A 22,644-nucleotide genomic window follows, 5' to 3' on the forward strand; every position below is an offset into this window, starting at 1 on the left:
GATCAACCCTGGACCGCGCGCTTGCCGACCTCGTGGGTCACCAGGCGCAGTGCTTCGTCGACCCCGCCCGCGTCGGTCCCGCCGCCCTGGGCGAGGTCGTCCTTGCCACCGCCCTTGCCGCCTACGAGTGGTCCGACGGCCCGCACGAGCTCGTTGGCGGAGATGCCGCGGCTGCGGGCCTCGTCGTTGACGGCTGCGACGACGCTGACCTTGCCGTCAGCCACGCCGATCACGACGACCACGCCGGCCTCGCCCTGGGGCAGGCGGCCGCGCACGTCGACCGCGAGCTGCCGCGCATCGCCTCCCGAGGCACCGTCGGCCCGGTGGGCGACGACCTTCACCGGACCCACCTGGGTGGCACTCGCAGCCAGCGCGGCACCGGCTCCGAGCAGCTGGGCCAGCCGGATGCGCTCCATCTCCTTCTCGGTCGCCTTGAGCCGCTCGGCCATGTCCTGGACCCGGGCGACCAGGTCGTCGGGCTGGGCCTTGAGCATGGTGGAGAGCTGCGCGACCACGTCGCGCTCCCGCGCGAGGTAGCCGAAGCCCTCCACGCCCGTGAGGGCCTCGATGCGCCGGCTCCCTGAGCCGACCGACGCCTCGCCGGTGACCACGATCGTCCCGATCTGGGACGAGTGGTCCACGTGGGTGCCGCCGCACAGCTCACGCGACCAGGGGCCACCGATCTCGACGACGCGGACCTTGGTGTTGTCGTAGGTCTCGCCGAAGAGCGCGATCGCGCCCCACTCCTTGGCCTCCTCCAGCGTCATGTACTGCCAGCCGACCGGAAGATCGGCGCGCAGCGCCTGCTGGGAGACCTGCTCGATGTCGCGGACCTGGTCGGGGGTCAGCGCCTGGGTCCAGCCGAAGTCGAGGCGCAGGTAGCCGGGACGGTTGAAGGACCCCGACTGAAGCGCGGTGGGCCCGAGGACCTCGCGCAACGCCGCGTGCACCACGTGGGTGCCCGAGTGGGCCTGCCGGGCGCCGGTCCGCCACTCGGGGTCGACGCGCGCGTGGAGGAGATGGCGAGCGGCCGCGGCGGTGAGCTCGCCGTCGACGACGCGGACCTGGTGGACGACCAGGCCACGCACGGGACGCTGGACGTCGAGCACCTCGAGGCTGCCGCCGTCCCAGTCGATGACGCCGGCGTCGGCCGCCTGCCCGCCGGACTCGGCGTAGAAGGGCGTCCGGTCCAGCACGATCTCGCCCACCTCACCCGGGGCGAGGACCGGCACGGGCGCCCCGCCGCGGAGCACGGCGAGGACCCGGGACTCGGTCTCGAGCGTGTCGTAGGCCTGCCAGTCGGTGGGACCGTGCTCGTCGAGGATTCCGCGGTAGACGCCCGTGTCGGCGTGCTGGCCCTTCTTGGCCCGCGCATCGGCCTTCGCACGCTCGCGCTGCTCGGCCATCAACCCGCGGAAGCCCTGCTCGTCGACGGAGAGGCCCTGCTCCGCAGCCATCTCCAGGGTCAGGTCGATGGGGAAGCCGTAGGTGTCGTGCAGCGCGAAGGCCTGGTCGCCGCCGAGCGTGGTCGCGCCGCTGGACTTCACCTCCCGGGCTGCCAGGTCGAAGATCTGGGTGCCTGCCTGGAGGGTCTTGCGGAACGCGTCCTCCTCGGCGAACGCGACCCGCGCGATGCGGTCCCAGTCGGTGATGAGGTCGGTGTAGGTCTCCCCCATCTTGTCCCGGCTGATCGGCATCAGCTCAGGCAGTGCGGGGTCCTCGTAGCCCAGCAGGCGGACGGAGCGTACGGCGCGGCGCAGCAGACGTCGCAGGACGTAGCCGCGGCCCTCGTTGCCCGGGGTGACGCCGTCACCGATCAGCATCATCGACGAGCGGACGTGGTCGGCGACCACGCGGAACCTGACGTCGTCCTCGTGGCTCACGCCGTAGCGTCGGCCGGTGAGCTCCTCGGCGCGCGCGATGACGGGGTACATCACGTCGATCTCGTACATGTTCTCGACGCCCTGGGTCATGAACGCGACGCGCTCGAGACCCATCCCGGTGTCGATGTTCTTCTTGGGCAAGGAGCCGGCGACGTCGAAGTCCTCCTTGCTGCGGACTGCGCTGAGCTCGTCCTGCATGAAGACGAGGTTCCAGAACTCGAGGTAGCGGTCCTCGGCGGAGAAGTCTCCGTCGGCGCCGTAGGCCGGCCCCCTGTCGATGAGGATCTCCGAGCACGGTCCGCCAGGCCCCGGCACACCCATGGACCAGTAGTTCTCGGACTTCCCCAGTCGCGCGATCCGGTCGTCGGGAAGACCCGTGACCTTCTTCCACAACGCCACGGCCTCGGCATCGTCGACGTAGACGCTCGGGTAGAGCTTGTCCTCGGGGAAGCCCCAGCCACCGTCGGCCACCGGCTTGGTCACCAGCTCCCACGCCAGCTCGATGGCGCGCTCCTTGAAGTAGTCGCCGAAGGAGAAGTTGCCGCACATCTCGAAGAACGTGCCGTGGCGGGTGGTCTTGCCGACGTCCTCGATGTCAGGAGTGCGCACGCACTTCTGCACGCTCGTGGCCCGGTCGTAGGGCGGCGTCTCCTGCCCCAGGAAGAACGGCTTGAAAGGCACCATGCCAGCGTTGACGAACAACAGGTTCGGGTCGTCGACGAGCAGGGATGCCGAGGGCACCACGGTGTGGCCGGCCGCCTCGAAGTGCGCGAGGAAGCGGTTCCGGATCTCACTGGTGTCCATCAGGTGTCTCTCTCTTCGTTCGCTGGTCGAGGAGGTCGTCCTGCGACCGTCTCGGACCACTGCTCGTCAGCTCGGGCACTCCATGAGGCACCAGCCCGAGCCGCTGGCGCAATTCGGTTTCCTTCTCGGCCTGCCCGGCCGCGACCTCGTCGCGGAAGATCCGCGCACCCACACGCATTGCCTCCAGGCGGTCACGGACGCCCTCGACCGTCGCCACCTCGGCGAGCCGCCGGGCACGGGACATCGCGTAGACGCCCGCACCCGCTCCGGCCACGAACCAGAACGACCTCGCCATCAGGCAGCGTCCTCCTCGTCGCCCGCCGGCTGGGCGGCGCGCTCCCGATCGCGGAAGTCCCGCATCGCCGCCTTGAGGTCGGCGCGGCGCTGCTTGCGCGAGCGCCTGAGCTCGCGCCGCATCTCGAACCGGATCCGGTTGCGCGTCTCGGGGTCGAGAGCACGTCGTAGCCCGTGGACCAGCCCGCCGGCCCTGACAACCGTCTCGCGGGCGACGATGTCTGCGAACAGGCGACCGTCGATGGGCTCGGCGACGCGGCCGGAGGCGACCTCGTGCTGAGGGGTGGCCCCGTGAGGAAGTCCGTCCTCGGAGAAGCCGGTGATGACGTAGGTGGCCTCAGCGGGCGCAGGCTGCTCGGCAGCCGTGGTCGTCGTACGACGATCCAGCTCGGAACGCAGGGCGTCCAGCTCGCGGCGGAGCCTCGCCGTCCGCAGGAGCGCGAGGACCACCAGCGCAACCAGGGCCAGCGCGACTGCGCCGCCCGTGGCGATCAGGATCTCTTCGCGACTCACCCGCGAAACCCTACCGTTCACCCCTGATGATCCTGCGGATCCGTTCCCACCGCTCCTTGAGCGCGGCCTCGGCTCCCAGGGCCGTCGGCTCGTAGTAGCGGGCGTCGGCGACGACGTCCGGGGCGTACTGCTGCTCGGCGACGCCGAAGGGCTCGTCGTGGCTGTACTTGTACTGCTTGCCGTGGCCGATCTTCTTGGCGCCGGAGTAGTGCGCGTCTCGCAGGTGAGGGGGGACATGACCGATCTTGCCGGCGCGCACATCGGCGCTCGCTGCGTCGATCGCCTTGATCACGGCGTTGGACTTGGGAGCGACGGCGAGCGCGATCACGGCCTGGGCGAGGTTGAGGCGGGCCTCGGGCATGCCGATGAGCTGCACCGCCTGCGCCGCGGCGACCGCCGTCGTGAGAGCGGTCGGATCCGCCAGGCCGACGTCCTCACTGGCCAGGATGACCAGTCGGCGGGCGATGAACCGCGGGTCCTCCCCGGCCTCGATCATCCTGGCGAGGTAGTGAAGGGCAGCGTCGGCATCGGAGCCACGGATCGACTTGATGAACGCGCTGATGACGTCGTAGTGCTGGTCACCCTGCCGGTCGTAGCGCACGGCAGCCTGGTCGACGGCGGTCTCGGCGGTGGCCAGGTCGATCACGGTGTCCTCGGCGGCCCGGGACGCAGCCTCGAGGTAGGTCAGCACCCGCCGCGCGTCGCCGCCCGCCAGCCGCACGAGGTGGGACCTCGCATCAGCGTCGATCGTGAGCCTGCCGGCCAGACCTCGCTCGTCCACCATGGCCTGGTCGAGGACAGCCCCGACGTCGTCGTCGGTGAGGGACTCGAGCCGCAGCAGGAGGCTGCGCGACAGCAACGGCGAGATCACCGAGAAGAACGGGTTCTCGGTGGTGGCCGCGACGAGGGTGACCCAACGGTTCTCCACTCCCGGCAGCAGCGCGTCCTGCTGGGCCTTGGTGAACCGGTGCACCTCGTCGACGAAGAGCACCGTCTCGCTGCCACCTCGCGCCAGCTCGGCGCGCGCGCCGTCGATGGCTGCGCGAACTTCCTTGACCCCCGCTGCCACGGCCGAGACCTCCACGAAGCGACGCTCGGTCTGCTGGCTGACGATCGAGGCGATCGTGGTCTTTCCCGTGCCGGGCGGTCCCCACAGCAGCAGCGACATCGACTGGTCACCCTCGATCAGCTGGCGCAACGGCGAGCCGGGCGCCCGCAGCTGAGCCTGGCCGACGAGCTCGTCGAGGGTGCGGGGCCGCATCCGCACGGCGAGCGGGGCCGAGGCATGGGTGTTGGAAGCCAGCGAACCCGCGCCCGGACCCGCGCCTCGAGAGGCGCCACCGGTGTGCCCGAGGTCGAACAGCCCGTCCGTCACATGCGCAGGATACGTGGCACCGGGACGGCTGATGCCGCCGGCGCTCGCTCACTTCGCGACGTAGAGGTCCTTGTAGTTGGGGGAACCCCAGACGACCTCGCCGGAGGGGTTGCCGATGTCCTCGCCGAAGACCAGCAGCTCGTTCCTGACGGCGGTCGGGATGATCGGGAAGTACTCCCGCATGATCCTCTCGTCCAGGGCGCCCCACGCGTCGGCCTGGTCGGCCTGGGGCAGGACGGAGATCTTGCGCATCTCCTCGTCCACCGATGTCTCCTCGAAGTCCGCCAGGTTGTACTCGGCGCCCGACTCGAGCAGCGGAGGCAGCATGCTGGATCCGGCGGGCCAGTCGGCGCACCAGTTGAAGCCGCGGAGGTTGAGCCGCCTGTCGACCTTGCTGTCCGGGTCGAGCCACACGTTGTAGGGCGAGCTCTGGACGGGTATGTCCTTCACCGAGAAGCCGCCAGCCTCGAACCCCTGCTTGATCCTCTCCTGGGCCGCCCGCATGTCGGGGTCCAGCTCGTAGTAGATCATCGTGATGGGATAGGGCTTGTCGGCGTGGCCAGCCTCGGCCAGGAGCTCCCTGGACCTCTCCGGGTCGAAGGTGATCTGGGCCTCGTCGACGAAGAACTCCTCCCTGCCCGGCATCCCCGGCGGCAGCAGGGAGCTCGCAAGGCGCCGCGTCACCTGGGGCACCTCGCCGGCCGCGGACCACACGTCGTCGTAGGGGTAGGCGTAGGCCAACGCCTTGCGGACCCGGATGTCGTCGATCTTGTCGTAGTCGGGCATCAGGGTCGAGACGCACAGCGTGCTCTGCTGCACCAGCCGGTCGCCCAGCTTCTCGGTGGCCTCGTCGAACCTCTCGGCGCCCAGCCCTGTCGCGATGGCCGCCCTGCTCTCAGGGCTGTCCGACAACATCAGGTCGTCCACCTGCGCGCCGTCCTGGTCGAACTTGAACACCCACTCGTCGACGTGCTGGTGGCGCGCCGGGTCGGAGGCAGGATCCCACTGGTCGTTGCGGACCAGCCTGAGCTCCTCGCCTGCCTCGAAGCGCGCGACCTTGTAGGGACCGGTGGAGAGAGGCGTCCGCCCGTAGCGAGGGGGTCTCGACGTGCGGTCGAGCGGTGCCGGACCCATCGCCATGAAGGCACCGAAGTAGTCCATGTCGGGGAACGGCGTGGACATCGTGATGGTGATCTCCTGTCCCTCGACGGAGATCCCGTCCCAGCTCTCACACCTGGGGTCCTTGCCGGTGTAAGGACCTGCGTAGTCGTCGGCGCCGGCGAAGAACCGCCGGGAGTAGACGGCTCCCGGCCCGGAGGGGAACGCTGTGCTGTCGAGGGACCGGCAGATGCCGAACGCGACCTCCTCGGCGGTGACGGGCCGCCCGTCCTCCCACGTCGCGTCGTCGCGGATGGTGAAGGTCCACTCGGTGAAGTCCGTGTTGGGTCGCCCGAGGTCCACGGCGAGGTCCGGGACCAGCACCGGTCGCCCCTCCTCGTCACGGGAGTACTGCGTCAACGACCGGCTCGTGAGGGCCTGGAGTATGGAGTTCCCGGCGCGAGCCCAGCCAGCGGTCGGGTCGATCGTCTCGGGACTCGAGTCACCTGGCAGGTGCACGGTGATCGTGCCACCCTCGACCGCGCCGTCGACCTCGGGGGCCGGGCCCCGGAGGTCGTGGGCCTTCGTGACCGCGGTGACGGGCTCCTGCTTCGGGCTCGGCGCGCGGCCAGGCCCACCGTCCGTCGTGGAGCAGCCGCCGACCGCCAACGCCAGGAATGCGACTCCCGCGGAAGCGGTACGCAGGGCGCGCCGCGACCTCACGAGGTGCCTGGGCACGGTCGCGGCTACACCTCGTCCGCTCGGACGATCCGCCGGCCCGGGAAGTCGTACCAGCTGTCGGAGTAGGAGGAGTCGGTGCCCGGCAGCTCCTCAGGGGTCGCGCCCGGCGCGGGGTCGCCGTGCCTGTCGACTCCGAGGAGTGGCGCCGTCACGGGCTCGGCCGGGTGGTGGCCCAGCTCGCCTGCGAAGTGGCAGGCGACCTTGTGGCGGGCGCCGATCTGCAGCAGCGGCGGCTCGACCTTCGCGCAGATCTCCTGGGCGAACTGGCAGCGGGTGCGGAACCGGCACCCCGACGGGGGGTTGATGGGGCTCGGAACGTCCCCGGTCAGCTGGATGCGCTCACGGCGTCCGCCGATCGCCGCCTGCCCGACGTCGGGCACAGCCGACAGCAGCGCCTGGGTGTAGGGGTGGTTGGCGTGCTCGTAGATCCGGTCGCGCTCACCGATCTCGACGATCTTCCCGAGGTACATCACCGCGATCTCGGGGCAGAAGTGGCGCACCACCGCGAGGTCGTGGGCGATGAAGAGGAACCCGATGTTGAACTCGCGCTGGATGTCCTGGAGCAGGTTGATGACCTGGGCCTGGATCGAGACGTCGAGGGCCGAGACCGGCTCGTCGGCCACGAGCAGCTTGGGCTGCAGCGTCAGCGCACGCGCGATGCCGATGCGCTGGCGCTGACCGCCGGAGAACTCGTGCGGGTAGCGGTTGTAGTGCTCGGGGTTCAGGCCGACGATCTCCAGCAGCTCCTGGACCCGAGGGAGGATCTGCTTCCTCGGGAGGATGTCGTGGATCGCCAGCGGCGTGCCGATGATCGTCCCGACCGTGTGGCGCGGGTTGAGCGAGCCGTAGGGGTCCTGGAAGATCATCTGGATCTCGCGGCGCAGGGGCTTGAGCTCCCGCGCTCCGATCTGCGAGATGTCGCGCCCCTCGAACATGACCGATCCGTCGGTGGGCTTCTCCAGGCGGGTGACGAGGCGTCCGGTCGTGGACTTGCCACAGCCCGACTCCCCCACCAGACCGAGCGACTCGCCGGCGCGGACCTGGAAGTTGACGCCGTCGACGGCCTGGACGTGGCCGACCGTGCGGCGGATGACCCCTGAGGACTTCACGGGGAAGTACATCTTCAGGTCGCGGACGTCGAGCAGCGGCGTGGAGTCACCCGTGGCCGGGGTCTCGGCGGGCAAGGCATCGGTCGCGGTCATGACTTGACCACCTCCTCCTGGTAGATCGCTTCGGGCTCGGTCAGGTGGCACCGCTTGAGGTGGCCCTCGCCACGGTCACCCGGCAGGAGCTCGGGCAGCACCGTGAAGCACAGGTCACCGGGGACCTTGTCCTTGTGGGCGCACCGCGGGTGGAAGGGACACCCCGGAGGCGGGTTGAGAAGGCTGGGCGGGGCACCGGGGATCGGCACCAGCTTCTGGTCGACGTCGGCCACCAGGCTGGGGACGCTCGAGAGCAGGCCCCAGGTGTAGGGCATCTGCGGGTGCGTGAGGATGTCCTTGGTCGGGCCGTACTCCACTGCGCGACCGGCGTACATCACGAGCACGTCGTCGGCCATCTCGGCCACCACGCCGAGGTCGTGGGTGATGAGGATGATCGCGGTGTTGAACTCGCGCTGCAGCTTCTGGAGCAGGTCGAGGATCTGCGCCTGCACGGTCACGTCGAGCGCCGTCGTCGGCTCGTCGGCAATGACGAGCTTCGGGTCGTTGATGAGCGCCATGGCGATCATGGCCCGCTGCCGCATTCCGCCGGAGAACTGGTGGGGATAGTCGTCGATGCGGCGATCGGGCTGGGGAATGCCCACCAGCTCGAGCATCTCGATCACCCGCTTGCGGGTCTCCTTCTTGCCGGCGTCGTGATGGACCCGGTAGGCCTCGGCGATCTGGTTGCCCACGGAGTAGTAGGGGTGCATCGCCGAGAGGGGGTCCTGGAAGATCATCGCGACGTCCTTGCCGCGCATGGCCCGCATCTCGTCCTCGGTGAGGGTGAGCAGGTCGGTGCCGTCGAGCCGGATCTCGCCGGTCACCCGGGCGCTGGTGCCCCGGTGCAGCCCGAGGATCGCCGAGCTGGACACGGACTTGCCTGAGCCCGACTCACCCACGATTCCGAGGGTCTGGCCACGCTCGAGCCCGAACGACAGCCCGTCGGTGGCCTTGACGACGCCGTCCTGGGTCGGGAAGTGCACCTTGAGGTCGTCGACAGTGAGGAACTTCTCCATCGCTGCTACCACTTTCTAACCGAGCCGGACTCGGGGATCGATGAACGCGTACGAGATGTCGACGAGGATGTTGGCGACGATCACGAACGCGCCTGCCAGGACGACCACGCCGATGATGGTCGGCAGGTCGTAGGCGCTGCTCGCCTGGACGGTCAGGAGGCCCAGGCCGGGATAGGCGAAGACTGACTCGGTGATGATCGCACCACCGAGAAGGGTTGCGAAGTCGAGACCGGTCATGGTCACCAGCGGCGTGAGTGCGGCCCGGAGCCCGTGCTTGAAGAGCACGACGCGCCCGGGAAGTCCCTTGGCCTTGGCGGTGCGGATGTAGTCCTCGGTCATCGACTCCAGCACGAAGGCGCGCGTCATGCGGACGTAGCCGGCCATGAACACCAGCGCCAGCGTGAAGCCGGGCATCATCAGGTTGACGAGCCAGCTGGCAACTCCACCGTCGGCGATCGAGACGTAGGACGGATAGTCGAACAGCTGCCACTTCACGGCGAGGTACTTCAGGAAGAAGACCGCGATGAAGAAGGTGGGGAACGCGAAGGCGATGAGGGTCAGGCCGACGATGCCGCGGTCGATGAACGACCCCTTGAAGACGGCCGCGAGGATGCCGAAGAGCACTCCGCCGGTGAGCCACATGACCAGCGCCACGAGCGCCAGCGAGATCGACACCGGCGCTGCACCCTTGACCAGGTCGTTGACGGTGGCGGAGTTGAGGTGGGAGTAGCCCAGGCAAGGAGCCTCGCAGTGGGTCACCACCTCGGGGGCGGCCGCGCGCAGCTCAGGGTCGGCCGGGAAGTCGCGCCCGACAGCGATGCCCTTCATGAAGTTCGCCCACTGCTCGTAGACGGGCTTGTCGTAGCCGAGCGCCTTGCGCGCCTGGTCTCGCTGCTGCTCGCTGCAGTTCTTGCCGCAGGCGAAGCGCGCGGGGTCCACAGGTGAGGCGAAGAAGAGCGCGAAGGTCACGAGGGTCAGCGCGAGCATCAGCGCCAGACCCACCGCCACCCTGCGCACGATGTAGGCCCACATTTGGTCGGTCTCACTTCCTCGAAGAACTTGGTGACCCCGGTGAGGGCACGACGAGCTGGTGCCGGAGGGATGCCCGGCAGGGTGCTGGGTGGGCACCGAAGTGCCCACCCAGCACGCTTACTGCGTAGACCCGAGGATCCGGGTCCGGATCAGGCTGACGTCACTCGGTGACGCCGATGAGACCGATCTCCGGGTAGGACGACGACGCAGCCGTCGTGGTGAACCCGGTGACCTTGGAGCCGTAGAGCCAGTTGAACTTCGAGGTGTCGAGCGGGATGTAGGCAACGTCCTCACCCAGCTTGGCGTCAGCCTCGACCAGCGCGTCGACCTGGGCGTCGAGGTCGGAGGCATTGGCAGCCTCGTCGACCAGCGCCTCGAACTCGTCGCTCTGGTAGCAGCCGTAGTTCTGGCCACACGTGGTGGGCGAGAAGTTCGGGCGGCTGTCGTAGAGCGGCGGGATCACCGTCATCATCGACGGCCAGTCAGCACCCCAGCCACCCCACGTGATGTCGAACTCGTCGTCGGGACGCGAGATGACGTCGTAGTAGGTGTCACCCTGCGGCTCGAGCGAGACCTTGAAGCCAGCCTCGTCCCAGCCCTGCTGGATCACGGCCATGGCCTTGTCAGCGGTCGGGGAGGACGGGTAGGCGAGCTTGATCGGGACCGGCTGCTTGACGCCGGCCTCGTCGAGGATCGCCTTGGCGGCGGCGGGGTCGCCGTCGTTGTCGTTGTCGTCGGCGAACGCCGGGTTGGGCGTGTAGCCCGAGACACCCGGGTTGACGATCGACTCGGCCGGAGCAGCAGCGGTCTCGCCGCCGAGCGCCTTGACGTAACCGTTGAGGTTGAGCGCCTTGGCCAGTGCCCGACGCACAGCGACGTCCTTCATGACGTCACTGTTGAAGTTGGGCGAGAGGTACTGGGTGTAGGGCGACTCGACGTTGACGTAGCGCTCCTCGACCGGCCCGGTGATCTTCGGGAACTGGGCAGGCGCGACGCGAGCAGTGGTGATCGCGTTCTGCACGTCGCCAGCGTCCTGGATCAGGCGGTCGTTGAACAGCTCGCCAGCGGTCTCGGACGGGTCGATCTGGTAGTCGATCTGGTCAGGCAGGGCCAGACGCAGGGTCTCCGGGTCGTCCGTCGCGGGGTCGTAGCTCTCGTTGCGAACCAGGGTCGCGCCCTTGTTCTTGTCCCACTTGCCGCCCTCGACCTTGTAAGGACCGTTGGACAGGACCTTCCACTGGCTCTTGGCGCCCTCGTCGAAGGACTCCTTGTAGGGGTCGGTCATCATCATGCCGGCCACGGCCTGCGGGAAGTCGGCCCACGGCTTGTTGAAGCGGAACGTGATGGTCTTGCCGTCACAGCTCACAGCCTCCTCGAAGGCCGACTGCTGCTCGGGGGTCGCCTTGTAGGGACCCGGGTAGTCCTTCACGTCGATGTAGCTGAGCGTGTAGTTGGGGCCACCGGTGATCAGGTCGTTGGCGAACACGCGCGAGGTGCCGTACTGGACGTCCTCACACGTGATGTCGCTGCCGTCCTCCCACTTGACGCCGTCCTTGAGGGTGAACTCCCAGACCTTGCCGCCCTCGGAGGAGGTGCCGGTGTCGGTCGCGAGGTCAGGCACCGGGGTGGTGGCCTCGGTGGCGTCCTCCGACATCGGGAACGCGAGGAGGCCGCGGTAGAGCAGGCGGCGGTACCACGCGAGCTGCACACCGTAGTAGATGCGCTGTGGGTCGGATGCCTCGTAGGGGAAGTGCTGCAGCACCTTCAGGGTGCCGCCCGCGGTCGCCTCAGCGGAGCTGCCCGGCGAGTCGTTGCCGCCGTCGTCGCCGCCGTCGCCGCCACAGGCAGCCAGGAGGCCAAGCCCCAGGACCGAGGCCGCACCAGCGGCGACAGTCCTCCTCAGTTTCATACCCATTTGTTTCCTCCTTGGATGTGCCGCGGGGGCGGCACCTTCGTCGGCGCTGATGCCGACGAGATCTTGTGTGGATGGTGGGAAGCAGGAGCGACTCGGCTCACGAGTGACCCTTCGGGTCCAGAGCGTCGCGGATTCCGTCGCCCAGCAGGTTGAAGCAGACCACGATCGTGGCGATCAACAGCGCGGGGACGAAGAAGAAGACGAAGTCGGTGTCGGCATAGGTGAGCGAGTTGAAGAGCACGTTGCCGAGGGTGGGGGTCGGCGGGTTGATGCTCACGCCGAGGTAGGCGAGCGCCGCCTCCGCCGAGACGAAGGCCGGCATGATCAGGGTGAAGGTCACCAGGATCGGGGCCCACAGGTTGGGAAGGATCTCGCGGAAGTAGAGGCGGAACTTCGAGGCGCCCATCATCTTGGACGCGGCCACGAACTCCCGCTCGCGCAGCGTGAGGACCTGGCCTCGCACGATGCGGGCGACACCGGTCCAGCCGAAGAGACCCAGCACGGCCACGACGTAGAACGCTCTGGTCGGATCACCCTCCGGGACGCCCAGCACCTCGGAGATGAAGGCGAACGCCACGGCCGACAGGGCGAGCAGCATCAGCGTCTGCGGGAAGGCGAGGGTCAGGTCGATCACGCGACCGATGATGGCGTCGACCCAACCGCCGGACGCGCCGGAGATGATGCCGAGCGTCACGCCGATGAACACCGCGATCAGGGTCGCGGTGATGGCGATCGCCAGGGAGAAGGAGAGGCCGTACCAGACACGGGAGAGGACATCGCGACCGATGCCCGGCTCGACGCCGAGCCAGTGGTCGCTGGAGATGCCTCCCCACTTGCCGATGGGGAGCTGGAACTCGTTGAGGAGGTCCTGGTTGGGCGTGCGTGGGTCTAGGAAGCCGACCTTCACCAGGATCGGCGCAGCGATCGCCGCGAGGAAGAACAGCGTCACCACGATCAGCGAGAACATGGAGAGCTTGTCCTTCAAGAAGCGGGCCCGGGCCAGCTGGCCCGGAGACTTGCTCACGACCTTGTTGTCGTCAGCGGCGACAGGCTCCTCGCCGCCGGCGGCGAAGTGGCTCTCGAGTTCTGTGCCCGCAGTCATGTATCTGTCTCACGCTTCCTGTCGGTCCGATCAGCTGCTGCCCCAAGGCCAGCGCCGGTGCGACTCTATGTGACCCGCACCTCATGAACGATCACCGACGGGTAACGATCTGGACACGGCGAAGCCCCGAAGTGTCCGACAATCGTGCGGGCGCCTCAGTCCGACGCCGTGAGATCTTTCGCCGCAGGCGCGTCGACCCCGGCTTCCTTGCGCTGCTGAGCGGTGATCGGGGCGGGCGCCGCGGTGAGCGGGTCGTAGCCCCCTCCGGACTTCGGGAAGGCGATCACGTCGCGGATCGAGTCGGTGCCGGCCAGCAGCGCGACGATGCGGTCCATGCCGACCGCGATGCCCCCGTGCGGCGGGGCGCCGTACTTGAACGCCTCGAGCAGGAAGCCGAACTTCTCCTCGGCCTCCGCCTCGCTGAGGCCCATCACGGCGAAGACCCGCTTCTGGACGTCCTCGCGATGGATTCGGATCGATCCACCCCCGAGCTCGTTGCCGTTGCAGACGATGTCGTAGGCGAAGGCCAGGGCGCTGCCGGGGTCGGTGTCGAAGGTGTCGAGGAACTCGGGCTTGGGGCTGGTGAAGGCGTGGTGCACGGCCGTCCATGCGCCGGCACCCACGGCGACGTCGCCGCTGGCCACAGCATCCGAGCTCGGCTCGAAGAGGGGCGCGTCGACGACCCAGGTGAACGCGAAGACCGAGTCGTCGAGCATGTCACCCCGTCGTCCGATCTCGAGCCGAGCAGAGCCCAGGAGGGCACGACTGCTCTTGGGCGCGCCGGCCGCGAAGAACACGCAGTCCCCGGGCGCCGCACCGACGTGGGCCGCGAGTCCCGCGCGCTCGTCGTCGGTGAGGTTCTTGGCGACCGGACCGCCGAGCTCGCCGTCCTCGCCGATCGTCACGTAGGCCAGGCCCTTGGCGCCGCGCTGCTTGGCCCACTCCTGCCAGGCGTCGAACTGGCGGCGCGGCTGGCTGCCGCCGCCGGGCATCACGACGGCTCCGACGTAGGGCGCCTGGAAGACGCGGAAGGGGGTGTCCTTGAAGTAGTCGGTGCACTCGACGAGCTCGAGGCCCATGCGCAGGTCAGGCTTGTCGGAGCCGTACCTCGCCATCGCCTCGGCGTAGGTCATCCGCGGGATGGGGCGAGGGATCTCGTGACCGATCTGCGCCCACATGGCTGCCAGGACGTCCTCCATGAGGGCGATGACGTCCTCCTGGTCCACGAAGCTCATCTCGATGTCGAGCTGGGTGAACTCGGGCTGGCGGTCGGCTCGGAAGTCCTCGTCGCGGTAGCACCGCGCGATCTGGTAGTAGCGCTCCATCCCAGCGACCATGAGCAGCTGCTTGAAGAGCTGGGGGCTCTGGGGAAGGGCGTACCAGCTCCCGGGTGCCAGCCGAGCCGGGACCAGGAAGTCGCGCGCACCCTCGGGCGTGGAGCGGGTCAGCGTCGGTGTCTCGACCTCGACGAAGCCCTGCGCGTCCAGCACGTCGCGGGCCGCCTTGTTGATCCGGCTGCGCAGCCGCAGGGCGGCGTTGGGGCCGCTGCGGCGCAGGTCGAGGTAGCGGTGCTTGAGCCGAGCCTCCTCCCCCACGTCGCCACCCTTGTGACCGGCGGCGTCGTCGATCGGGAACGGCAGCGGTGCAGATGCACTGAGGACCTCCACGGAGTTCGCCACGACCTCGATCTCGCCGGTGTCGAGGTTGGGGTTCTCGTTGCCGGCCTTGCGAGCGACGACCTCTCCGGTGATCTTGAGGCAGTACTCGCTGCGCAGGGTGTGGGCCACCTCCTCGTCGCGAACCACGACCTGGACGACGCCGCTGGCCTCGCGCAGGTCGAGGAAGGCCACTCCCCCGTGATCGCGACGCCGCGCCACCCACCCGGCGAGGGTGACGGTCTGGCCGACGTGCTCGGCGCGCAGGGCGCCGGCGTCATGGGTGCGGATCACTGGTTCTCCTCGTGGGTGGTGGTGAGGGTGCGGGGCCGCAGGTCTTCCTGCGGCGGGGTCCAGGTGGTCGGGTCTGCGTCCACCTGCTCGCCGGTGCGGATGTCCTTGACCTGGTGCCGGATCTCGCCGGTCTCGTCGTCGGGCCGTCCGAACCAGACGAACGGGATCCCGCGCCGCTCGGCGTAGCGGATCTGCTTGCCGAACTTCGCGGCGTTGGCGGACAGTTCACAGGGGATGCCGCGTCGGCGCAACGCAGTTGCGACCTCGACGCTGGCGGACCGCGACTCCTCGTCGCCCACCGCCACCAGCACGGCGCTGGGGACGGGCCGGCTCCCGGTGAGGAGGCCGTCTGCGATCAGCGGAATGAGCGTGCGGGAGACGCCGAAGGACACGCCGACGCCGGGGTAGGTGGTCTTGCCGTCGGAGGCGAGCGCGTCGTACCGGCCGCCGCCGCCCACGGACTTCAGCCGCTCGTAGCCGGACATGAAGATCTCGACGACGGTGCCGGTGTAGTAGTCGAGGCCGCGGGCGATGCGCAGGTTGGCCTCGACGCTGACCCGGTCGCTGGTCGCCGAGGCACATCCCTCGATCACCGCGGCCAGCTCGGCCAGGCCCGTCTCGAGCAGGTCGTCGCGCACTCCGAGGGCGCGCACTCGCTCGACGAACGAGGTGTCCGCGACACGGATCGTCGCGAGCTCCAGGCAGGTCGCTGCCTGCTCGGGGGTCGCCCCCGCCTGCTCGACCAGGAGCTCGGCCACGTCGCCCGGCGGCAGCTTGTCGAGCTTGTCGATCATCCGGATGGCCGTCGTGACGTCGGCGATGCCCAGGCCACGGTAGAACCCCTGGATCAGCTTGCGGTTGTTGAACTGGAACGACACCGGCGGGAGCGGGAGGGCGTCGAGGGCCTCGACCATGACGCGCATGACCTCGACGTCGTGGTGGAACGCCAGCTCGCCGTTGCCGACGATGTCGATGTCGGCCTGGGTGAACTGCCGGTAGCGGCCCTCCTGGGGTCGCTCGCCACGCCAGGCCGGCTGGATCTGGAAGCGCCGGAACGGGAACTCCAGCTTCCCGGCGTGCTCGAGGACGTAGCGCGCGAAGGGGACGGTGAGGTCGAAGTGCATGCCGAGCTCCGGCGTGGCGCCGGACTCCGCGTGGAGGCGCTGGAGGACGTAGATCTCCTTGTCGACCTCGCCGCCCTTGGCGAGCCGATCGATCGGCTCGACCACCCGCGTCTCGATGTTGGCGAAGCCGTGCAGCTCGAAGGTGCGCGACAACGACGCGATGATCTCGCGCTCGACGACCCGCTGCGCAGGCAGCAGCTCGGGAAACCCGCTCAGCGGGGCGATTCGTGACATGTCAGGAGTCCATCAGGTCGAGCAGGTAGGGGTTGGTGGCGCGTTCGCGACCGATCGAGGTCTGGTCACCGTGGCCGGGCAGCACCACGATGTCGTCGGCGAGCGGCAGCACCTTGTCACGCAGGCTGCGCAGCATCGTCGGGTGGTCGCCGCCCGGCAGGTCGGTCCGGCCGATGGAGCCCGCGAACAGCAGGTCGCCCGAGAACATCAGCTCGGAGACCCCCTGCTCCTCGTAGGGCGAGCGGAAGGTGACCGATCCCTCGGTGTGCCCCGGGGTGTGGTCGACGACGAAGCGCAGCCCGGCCAGTTCGATCTCCTGGAGGTCCTTCAGCTCCTGCACGTCATCCGGCTCGGCCCACTCGTAGTCGCCCCCGAGGAGCATCGCGGTGGTCTCACGACTCATCCCGGCCATGGGGTCGCTCAGCAGGTGGCGGTCGGCCGGATGGATCCAGGCAGTCGCGTCGTAGGTGCCGGCGACGGGCGCCACGCACCACATGTGGTCGACGTGGCCGTGCGTCACCAGCACGCTCACCGGCTTGAGCCTGTGCTCACGCACCACCTGGTCGACCCCGGCCGCCGCGTCCTTGCCCGGGTCGATGACGACGCACTCGCTCCCGGCGCCCGTGGCCACGACGTAGCAGTTGGTCCCCCAGGGTCCAGCGGGGAAGCCGGCAATGAACACGTGGCGTCAGTCCTCGGATCGTGAGTGTGGGGCAGGTGCAGCCTACCGAGGCCTGCAGCGGGCCATGACTACGATGGGCGACCATGAGCGCCGACAAGCAGTCCGACGACTCCACGACCCCCGAGGTGACCCCTTGGGGACGCGTGGCCGAGGACGGCACCGTCTATGTCCGCACCCACGACGGCGAGCGTGCCGTGGGCCAGTATCCCGAGGGCAGCCCTGAAGAGGCGCTCGCGTTCTTCTCCAAGCGCTACGACGACCTCGAGGGCAAGGTCCACCTGCTCGAGCAGCGCATCTCCACGGGCAAGCTCAACCCTGACGAGGCACTGTCCTCGGTCAAGTCGTTGCGCCAGGAGGTCGTCGAGGCGCACGCCGTCGGCGACCTCACGGCGCTCGCCGCACGCCTCGACGCACTCACCCCCGTGATCGCGGTCCAGCGCTCGGCGCGCAAGGAGGAACGCGCCCAGCGGGCCGCGGAGTCCAAGGGCGAGAAGGAGAAGCTGGTCGCCGAGGCCGAGAAGCTCGCCGAGAGCAACGACTGGCGCAACGGCGCAAACCGCCTGCGTGACCTGCTCGACCGGTGGAAGGCGCTGCCCCGTCTCGACAAGTCCACCGACGACGCGCTGTGGAGGCGCTTCTCCACCGCTCGGACCGCCTACACGCGCCGTCGCAAGGCCCACTTCGCCGACGAGCACGAGCGTCGCGACAGCGCCCGCGCGATCAAGGAGCGGCTGGTCAAGGACGCCGAGGCTCTCTCCACCTCCACCGAGTGGGGCCCGACCGCGGGTCGCTACCGCGACCTGATGCGTGAGTGGAAGGCAGCCGGCCCCGCGCCGCGAGACGTCGACGAGCTGCTCTGGCAGCGCTTCCGCGCCGCCCAGGACACCTTCTTCGGTGCTCGCGACACCGCCAACGCCGAGCTCGACCGAGAGTTCAGCGCCAACGCCGAGGCCAAGGAGGCCATCCTCGTCGAGGCGGAGGCGCTCCTCCCCCGGCTCGAGGGTCCCGACCCTGACCTCGACGGAGTCAAGAAGCGCTACCGCGAGCTCGCCGACAAGTGGGACGCAGCCGGCAAGGTCCCGCGCGACCGCATGAAGGAGCTCGAGGGCCGCATGCGCAAGGTCGAGCAGGCGATCCGCGGGCTCGAGGACGAGAAGTGGCGCCGTACCGACCCCGAGAAGTCCGCGCGCGCCGACGACCTGGTCGGCAAGCTCGAGGACGGCATCGCCGACGAGCAGGCCAAGCTCGACAAGGCGCGCGCCGCCGGCGACGACAAGCGCGTCAAGCAGCTCGAGGAGTCGCTGGCCAGCAAGCAGGCCTTCCTGGAGATGGCCCGTCAGGCTGCCCAGGAGTTCTCAGGCTGAGCCGGTGGGGCTGGCTCGCGACGCGGCTAGCTCGTGACCCGATAGGCGTCGAAGACGCCCGGCACGTTGCGCACCGAGGCCAGCACGCCGTCGAGGTGGGCGGCATCGGCCATCTCGAACGTGAACCGGCTCTTGGCGACCCGGTCACGAGTCGTGGAGAGGGTCGCGCTCAGGATGTTCACGTGGGCGTCGGAGAGCGCCATGGTGATGTCCGAGAGGAGCCGGGCGCGGTCGAGCGCCTCGACCTGGATGTTGACCAGGAAGGTGGACTGCGAGGTGGGGGCCCACTCGACGTGCACGAGGCGCTCAGGCTGGTTGCGGAGGCTCTCGGCGTTGGTGCAGGTCTGTCGGTGGACCGAGACGCCGCCGCCCTTGGTGACGAAACCCAGGATCGCATCGGGCGGCACCGGGGTGCAGCACTTGGCGACCTTGACCCACACGTCGTCGACACCCTTGACGATGACGCCGCTGTCGGAGGTGGAGGCGCGCTTCGACTCGCGCTTGCGGCCCGTGATGGTGACGCCCTCGGCGAGGTCCTCGGCGGCTCCGTGCTCCCCGCCGTGGACAGCGAGCACGCGGCGTACGACGGCCTGGGCGCTGAGGTTGCCCTCGCCCACCGCTGCGTAGAGGGCCGAGACGTCGGCGTGGTGGAAGTGGGCCGCGACGAGCGAGAGCACCTCGTGGTTCATCAGGCGCTTGAGCGGCAGCCCCTCCTTGCGCATGAGCTTGGCGATCTGGTCCTTGCCGCGCTCAATGGCCTCCTCACGCCGCTCCTTGGTGAACCACTGGCGGATCTTGGAGCGGGCGCGCGGGGACTGCACGAAGTTGAGCCAGTCGCGGGAGGGACCGGCCGTCGGCGCCTTGGACGTGAAGACCTCGACGACGTCGCTGTTGTCGAGCGTCGACTCCAGGGGCACGAGGCGTCCGTTGACGCGGGCGCCGATCGTGTGGTGGCCGACCTCGGTGTGGACGGCGTAGGCGAAGTCGACCGGGGTGGCGCCCACCGGCAGCCCGATCACGTCGCCCGCCGGGGTGAACACGTAGACCTGCGCCTGGTTCATCTCGAAGCGCAGTGACTCGAGGAACTCTCCCGGGTCCTCGACCTCGCTCTGCCATTCGAGCAGCTGGCGCAGCCACGTGAGGTCGTCCCTGTCACCGAGCCGGTCAGTGTCGTCGCCGGCCTTGGCGGCCTCCTTGTACTTCCAGTGGGCGGCGACGCCGTACTCGGCACGGCGGTGCATGGCGAAGGTGCGGATCTGGACCTCGACGGCCTTGCCCTGTGGCCCGATGACGGTGGTGTGGAGCGACTGGTACATGTTGAACTTCGGCATGGCGACGTAGTCCTTGAACCGCCCCAGCACGGGGTTCCACCGCGCGTGGATCACGCCGAGCGCGCTGTAGCACTCGCGGTCCTCCTCGACCAGGATGCGGATCGCCACGAGGTCGTAGATGTCGCTGAACTCGCGGCCGCCCACGATCATCTTCTGGTAGATCGAGTAGTAGTGCTTGGGTCGCCCGGTGACCTTGGCCTTGAGGCGCGCACCCTTGAGGTCCTGCTCGACCTCGGCGATCACCTCCGCGAGGAACTGGTCGCGCGAGGGCGCCCGCTCGGCCACCATCCGCACGATCTCGTCGTAGATCTTGGGATGGAGGGTCGCGAACGCGAGGTCCTCCAGCTCCCACTTCAGGGTGTTCATGCCGAGCCGGTGGGCCAGCGGTGCGTAGATGTCGAGGGTCTCGCGGGCCTTGCGCTCCTGGGTCTCCGCCTTGAGGTAGCGCAGCGTGCGCATGTTGTGGAGTCGGTCGGCGAGCTTGATGACCAGGACCCGGATGTCGCGCGACATCGCCACGATCATCTTGCGGATGGTCTCGGCCTGGGCCGAGTCGCCATACTGCACCTTGTCGAGCTTGGTGACGCCGTCGACCAGCTCGGCCACCTCGTCGCCGAAGTCGGCGCGCAGCTCCTCGAGGGAGTAGGGCGTGTCCTCGACGGTGTCGTGGAGGAGGGCCGCGACCAGGGTCGGCTCGGTCATGCCGATGTCGGCCAGGATCGTCGTCACCGCGAGCGGGTGGGTGATGTAGGGGTCACCGCTCTTGCGCATCTGGGACGCGTGGAAGCGGTCGGCGACCTCGTAGGCGCGTGCCAGGAGGGCCAGGTCGGCCTTCGGGTGGTTGGCGCGCACCGCACGGAACAGCGGCTCGAGCACCGGGTTGGACGACGGCGGCTTGGTGCCGATGCGCGCCAGCCGCGCTCTCATGCTGCGGGCAGACAGGGGGACGTCCGGACGACCGCCTTCGGTGGCGGGAACGTGCTCCTGTGGCATTGACCCAGTGTAGTGAGCGGCCCCGCTCAGAGAGTCAGCAACGTCGACACCGGCAGGTCAGCCGTCGTGGACCGCGGGTCGAGGAAGCCGAGCTCCATCAGCACCGACACGCCGACGCACTCCGCGCCCGACGCCTCGACGAGCTGGCGAGTGGCCGCCACGGTGCCGCCGGTGGCGAGCACGTCATCGACGAGGAGCACACGCTCGCCCGGCTCGACGGCATCACGGTGGAGCTCGAGGGTGGCCTCGCCGTACTCGAGGGAGTAGGTGACCGAGTGCGTCTCCCGCGGCAGCTTGCCGGCCTTGCGGACGGGGACGAACCCGACGCCCAGGGTCAGCGCCACGGGCGCAGCGAGGATGAAGCCACGGGCCTCCATCCCCACGACCTTGTCGACGACCACTGCACCGGAGGCGTCACGACCTGGCGCTGCCAGCGCCTGGACGACTGCGGTGAACGCGTCGTGGTCGGCCAGCACGGGAGTGATGTCCTTGAAGACGACGCCCGGCTGCGGCCACTCCGGCACGTCGACGATGAGCCTCTCGAGCGCCTCCCGGGCAGTACGACGGTCGCTCATGCCGGGTCGTCCGGCCGGCCGCCGTGGTGGTCGGCGGAGGATTCCTCGCTGAGCTCTGCCTCGACACCCGAGATGGCAGCCCGCACCACCTCGACCTCCACCCCTGAGGCGATCGAGAGCGTGGCGCGGTCGTCGGTGAGGGACACGATCGTCCCGAAGATGCCCGAGGCCAGCATGACCCGCTGGCCCACCTGGAGGTCGGCCTGCATGCGCAGGGTCTCCTTCTGCCTTCGGGAGGCAGGGCGGATCACGATCAACCAGAACAGGACGGCGATGGCCAGCAACGGCAGGAAGGCAGCGAGGTCACCCATGGGTCGAGGATAGGGGTCAGGCCTCGTCGAACAGCGTGGAGTCCCCGGCAGCGGGTGCCGACGGGACGGACAACCCCAGGTGCAGCCACGCCGCGGGCGTCGCGACCCGCCCGCGCGGAGTGCGCGCGAGCATGCCCTGACGCACGAGGAAGGGCTCGGCCACCTCCTCGACCGTCTCGCGCTCCTCCCCCACGGCGACCGCCAGCGTGGAGGCGCCCACCGGTCCACCCCCGAACCGACGGCAGAGCACGTCGAGGACGGCACGGTCGAGCCGGTCGAGTCCGGACTCGTCGACCTCGAACATGTCGAGCGCAGCCTGGGCCACCGGCAACGTCACCACGCCGCCGGCACGCACCTGGGCGTAGTCGCGGACCCGGCGCAGCAACCGGTTGGCGATCCGCGGCGTGCCGCGGGAGCGCGACGCGATCTCGGCCGAGCCCTCTGGGGTGAGCTCGACGCCGAGGAGCCCCGCCGAGCGGTGCACGATCAGGTCGAGGTCGGCGGGCTCATAGAACTCAAGGTGGGCGGTGAACCCGAACCTGTCGCGCAGCGGGCCCGGCAGCAGACCCGCCCGGGTGGTGGCGCCGACGAGGGTGAACGGCGGGATCTCCAACGGGATGGCGGTGGCGCCGGGCCCCTTGCCGATGATGACGTCGACCCGGAAGTCCTCCATCGCCATGTAGAGCATCTCCTCCGCCGGCCGTGACATCCGGTGGATCTCGTCGACGAAGAGGACGTCGCCGTCGTTGAGGCCGGAGAGGATGGCGGCAAGGTCACCGGCGTGCGTGATCGCCGGACCGCTGGTCAGCCGCAACGGGGTGCTCATCTCGGCGGCGATGATCATGGCCAGGGTGGTCTTGCCGAGCCCGGGCGGACCCGACAGCAGCACGTGGTCGGGGGCCCGCTCACGCCTGCGGGCGGCCTCGAGCACGAGCCCGAGCTGGTCGCGCACGCGTGCCTGTCCCACCACCTCGTCGAGGCGTTTGGGGCGCAGCGCAGCCTCGACGGCACGCTCGTCGCCGTCGGCCTCGGCGTCTGTCAGCCGCCGCAGGTGCGCCTCCTCGGCGTCGTCGAGGCGGGCGTCCGTCACGTCCGTGTCGGGGGCG

Annotated in this window: 18 protein-coding genes; 1 reads left to right on the forward strand and 17 read right to left on the reverse strand. The window is 69.2% G+C overall.

Going from position 1 to position 22,644, the window contains the following annotated elements:
* Positions 1-2: 2 nt before the first annotated feature.
* From alaS to EXE58_RS18500, 13 genes are all read right to left on the reverse strand, one after another.
* Positions 3-2,687 (reverse strand): alanine--tRNA ligase, encoded by a 2,685-nt coding sequence (gene alaS / locus EXE58_RS18440; RefSeq protein WP_135269193.1) that lies wholly within the window; start codon positions 2,685-2,687, stop codon positions 3-5.
* On the reverse strand, positions 2,674-2,982 hold the full coding sequence (locus EXE58_RS18445; RefSeq protein WP_135269194.1) for a DUF6167 family protein: 309 nt from the start codon (positions 2,980-2,982) through the stop codon (positions 2,674-2,676). Before EXE58_RS18445 ends, alaS begins: the two co-directional genes overlap by 14 nt.
* Positions 2,982-3,494: a hypothetical protein gene (locus EXE58_RS18450; RefSeq protein WP_135269195.1), complete on the reverse strand. Its 513-nt coding sequence runs from the start codon at positions 3,492-3,494 to the stop codon at positions 2,982-2,984. Before EXE58_RS18450 ends, EXE58_RS18445 begins: the two co-directional genes overlap by 1 nt.
* A 10-nt stretch (positions 3,495-3,504) precedes the next feature.
* The gene (locus EXE58_RS18455) at positions 3,505-4,869 is read right to left on the reverse strand and encodes a replication-associated recombination protein A (RefSeq protein ID WP_167289000.1); all 1,365 of its coding nucleotides are present in this window, start codon (positions 4,867-4,869) and stop codon (positions 3,505-3,507) included.
* A 48-nt stretch (positions 4,870-4,917) separates the two neighbouring features.
* Complete coding sequence (locus EXE58_RS18460) at positions 4,918-6,705, reverse strand: ABC transporter substrate-binding protein (protein WP_135269196.1); 1,788 nt, start codon at positions 6,703-6,705, stop codon at positions 4,918-4,920.
* A gap of 8 nt (positions 6,706-6,713) precedes the next feature.
* On the reverse strand, positions 6,714-7,910 hold the full coding sequence (locus EXE58_RS18465; RefSeq protein ID WP_135269197.1) for an ABC transporter ATP-binding protein: 1,197 nt from the start codon (positions 7,908-7,910) through the stop codon (positions 6,714-6,716).
* Entirely contained in the window at positions 7,907-8,926 is a 1,020-nt protein-coding gene (locus EXE58_RS18470; protein WP_135269198.1) for an ABC transporter ATP-binding protein, read from the reverse strand. The genes EXE58_RS18465 and EXE58_RS18470 overlap by 4 nt, the downstream gene beginning before the upstream one ends.
* Positions 8,927-8,941: 15 nt before the next feature.
* The gene (locus EXE58_RS18475) at positions 8,942-9,958 is read right to left on the reverse strand and encodes an ABC transporter permease (protein WP_135269199.1); all 1,017 of its coding nucleotides are present in this window, start codon (positions 9,956-9,958) and stop codon (positions 8,942-8,944) included.
* 160 nt (positions 9,959-10,118) lie between these two features.
* Positions 10,119-11,873, reverse strand: a complete 1,755-nt coding sequence (locus tag EXE58_RS18480; protein ID WP_135269200.1) for an ABC transporter substrate-binding protein — start codon at positions 11,871-11,873, stop codon at positions 10,119-10,121.
* A 97-nt stretch (positions 11,874-11,970) separates the two neighbouring features.
* Complete coding sequence (locus EXE58_RS18485) at positions 11,971-12,975, reverse strand: ABC transporter permease (RefSeq protein ID WP_135269201.1); 1,005 nt, start codon at positions 12,973-12,975, stop codon at positions 11,971-11,973.
* Positions 12,976-13,130: 155 nt separating this feature from the next.
* Complete coding sequence (gene aspS / locus EXE58_RS18490) at positions 13,131-14,924, reverse strand: aspartate--tRNA ligase (protein WP_135269202.1); 1,794 nt, start codon at positions 14,922-14,924, stop codon at positions 13,131-13,133.
* Positions 14,921-16,282: a histidine--tRNA ligase gene (hisS, locus tag EXE58_RS18495; protein WP_135269203.1), complete on the reverse strand. Its 1,362-nt coding sequence runs from the start codon at positions 16,280-16,282 to the stop codon at positions 14,921-14,923. The genes aspS and hisS overlap by 4 nt, the downstream gene beginning before the upstream one ends.
* Before the next feature lies 1 nt (position 16,283).
* Complete coding sequence (locus EXE58_RS18500; protein ID WP_135269204.1) at positions 16,284-16,964, reverse strand: MBL fold metallo-hydrolase; 681 nt, start codon at positions 16,962-16,964, stop codon at positions 16,284-16,286.
* A gap of 83 nt (positions 16,965-17,047) precedes the next feature.
* Here EXE58_RS18500 and EXE58_RS18505 point away from each other — a divergent pair, with 83 nt between their 5' ends.
* On the forward strand, positions 17,048-18,328 hold the full coding sequence (locus tag EXE58_RS18505) for a DUF349 domain-containing protein (RefSeq protein WP_135269205.1): 1,281 nt from the start codon (positions 17,048-17,050) through the stop codon (positions 18,326-18,328).
* Positions 18,329-18,354: 26 nt separating this feature from the next.
* On the opposite strand, the gene EXE58_RS18510 is transcribed toward EXE58_RS18505, so the two are convergent.
* The 4 genes from EXE58_RS18510 to ruvB all read right to left on the reverse strand — a co-directional run bounded on the left by EXE58_RS18510 (position 18,355) and on the right by ruvB (position 22,589).
* Positions 18,355-20,586 (reverse strand): RelA/SpoT family protein, encoded by a 2,232-nt coding sequence (locus EXE58_RS18510; RefSeq protein ID WP_135269705.1) that lies wholly within the window; start codon positions 20,584-20,586, stop codon positions 18,355-18,357.
* A gap of 92 nt (positions 20,587-20,678) precedes the next feature.
* A complete protein-coding gene (locus tag EXE58_RS18515) occupies positions 20,679-21,227 on the reverse strand; it encodes an adenine phosphoribosyltransferase (protein ID WP_135269206.1) in 549 nt (182 codons plus the stop codon).
* A complete protein-coding gene (yajC, locus tag EXE58_RS18520) occupies positions 21,224-21,538 on the reverse strand; it encodes a preprotein translocase subunit YajC (protein ID WP_135269207.1) in 315 nt (104 codons plus the stop codon). Before yajC ends, EXE58_RS18515 begins: the two co-directional genes overlap by 4 nt.
* A gap of 16 nt (positions 21,539-21,554) precedes the next feature.
* The gene (gene ruvB, locus EXE58_RS18525; protein WP_244242554.1) at positions 21,555-22,589 is read right to left on the reverse strand and encodes a Holliday junction branch migration DNA helicase RuvB; all 1,035 of its coding nucleotides are present in this window, start codon (positions 22,587-22,589) and stop codon (positions 21,555-21,557) included.
* Positions 22,590-22,644 lie beyond the last annotated feature (55 nt).

The organism is Nocardioides seonyuensis (assembly GCF_004683965.1).
In the GTDB taxonomy this organism is placed as follows: domain Bacteria; phylum Actinomycetota; class Actinomycetes; order Propionibacteriales; family Nocardioidaceae; genus Nocardioides; species Nocardioides seonyuensis.

Excerpts from the sequence above, each read along its gene's own strand:
- alaS (WP_135269193.1), bottom strand. The coding sequence starts at position 2,687 with ATGGACACCAGTGAGATCCGGAACCGCTTCCTCGCGCACTTCGAGGCG.
- EXE58_RS18445 (WP_135269194.1), bottom strand. The coding sequence starts at position 2,982 with ATGGCGAGGTCGTTCTGGTTCGTGGCCGGAGCGGGTGCGGGCGTCTAC.
- EXE58_RS18465 (WP_135269197.1), bottom strand. The coding sequence starts at position 7,910 with ATGACCGCGACCGATGCCTTGCCCGCCGAGACCCCGGCCACGGGTGAC.
- EXE58_RS18470 (WP_135269198.1), bottom strand. The coding sequence starts at position 8,926 with ATGGAGAAGTTCCTCACTGTCGACGACCTCAAGGTGCACTTCCCGACC.
- EXE58_RS18475 (WP_135269199.1), bottom strand. The coding sequence starts at position 9,958 with ATGTGGGCCTACATCGTGCGCAGGGTGGCGGTGGGTCTGGCGCTGATG.
- EXE58_RS18480 (WP_135269200.1), bottom strand. The coding sequence starts at position 11,873 with ATGGGTATGAAACTGAGGAGGACTGTCGCCGCTGGTGCGGCCTCGGTC.
- EXE58_RS18485 (WP_135269201.1), bottom strand. The coding sequence starts at position 12,975 with ATGACTGCGGGCACAGAACTCGAGAGCCACTTCGCCGCCGGCGGCGAG.
- hisS (WP_135269203.1), bottom strand. The coding sequence starts at position 16,282 with ATGTCACGAATCGCCCCGCTGAGCGGGTTTCCCGAGCTGCTGCCTGCG.
- EXE58_RS18505 (WP_135269205.1), top strand. The coding sequence starts at position 17,048 with ATGAGCGCCGACAAGCAGTCCGACGACTCCACGACCCCCGAGGTGACC.
- EXE58_RS18510 (WP_135269705.1), bottom strand. The coding sequence starts at position 20,586 with ATGAGAGCGCGGCTGGCGCGCATCGGCACCAAGCCGCCGTCGTCCAAC.
- EXE58_RS18515 (WP_135269206.1), bottom strand. The coding sequence starts at position 21,227 with ATGAGCGACCGTCGTACTGCCCGGGAGGCGCTCGAGAGGCTCATCGTC.
- yajC (WP_135269207.1), bottom strand. The coding sequence starts at position 21,538 with ATGGGTGACCTCGCTGCCTTCCTGCCGTTGCTGGCCATCGCCGTCCTG.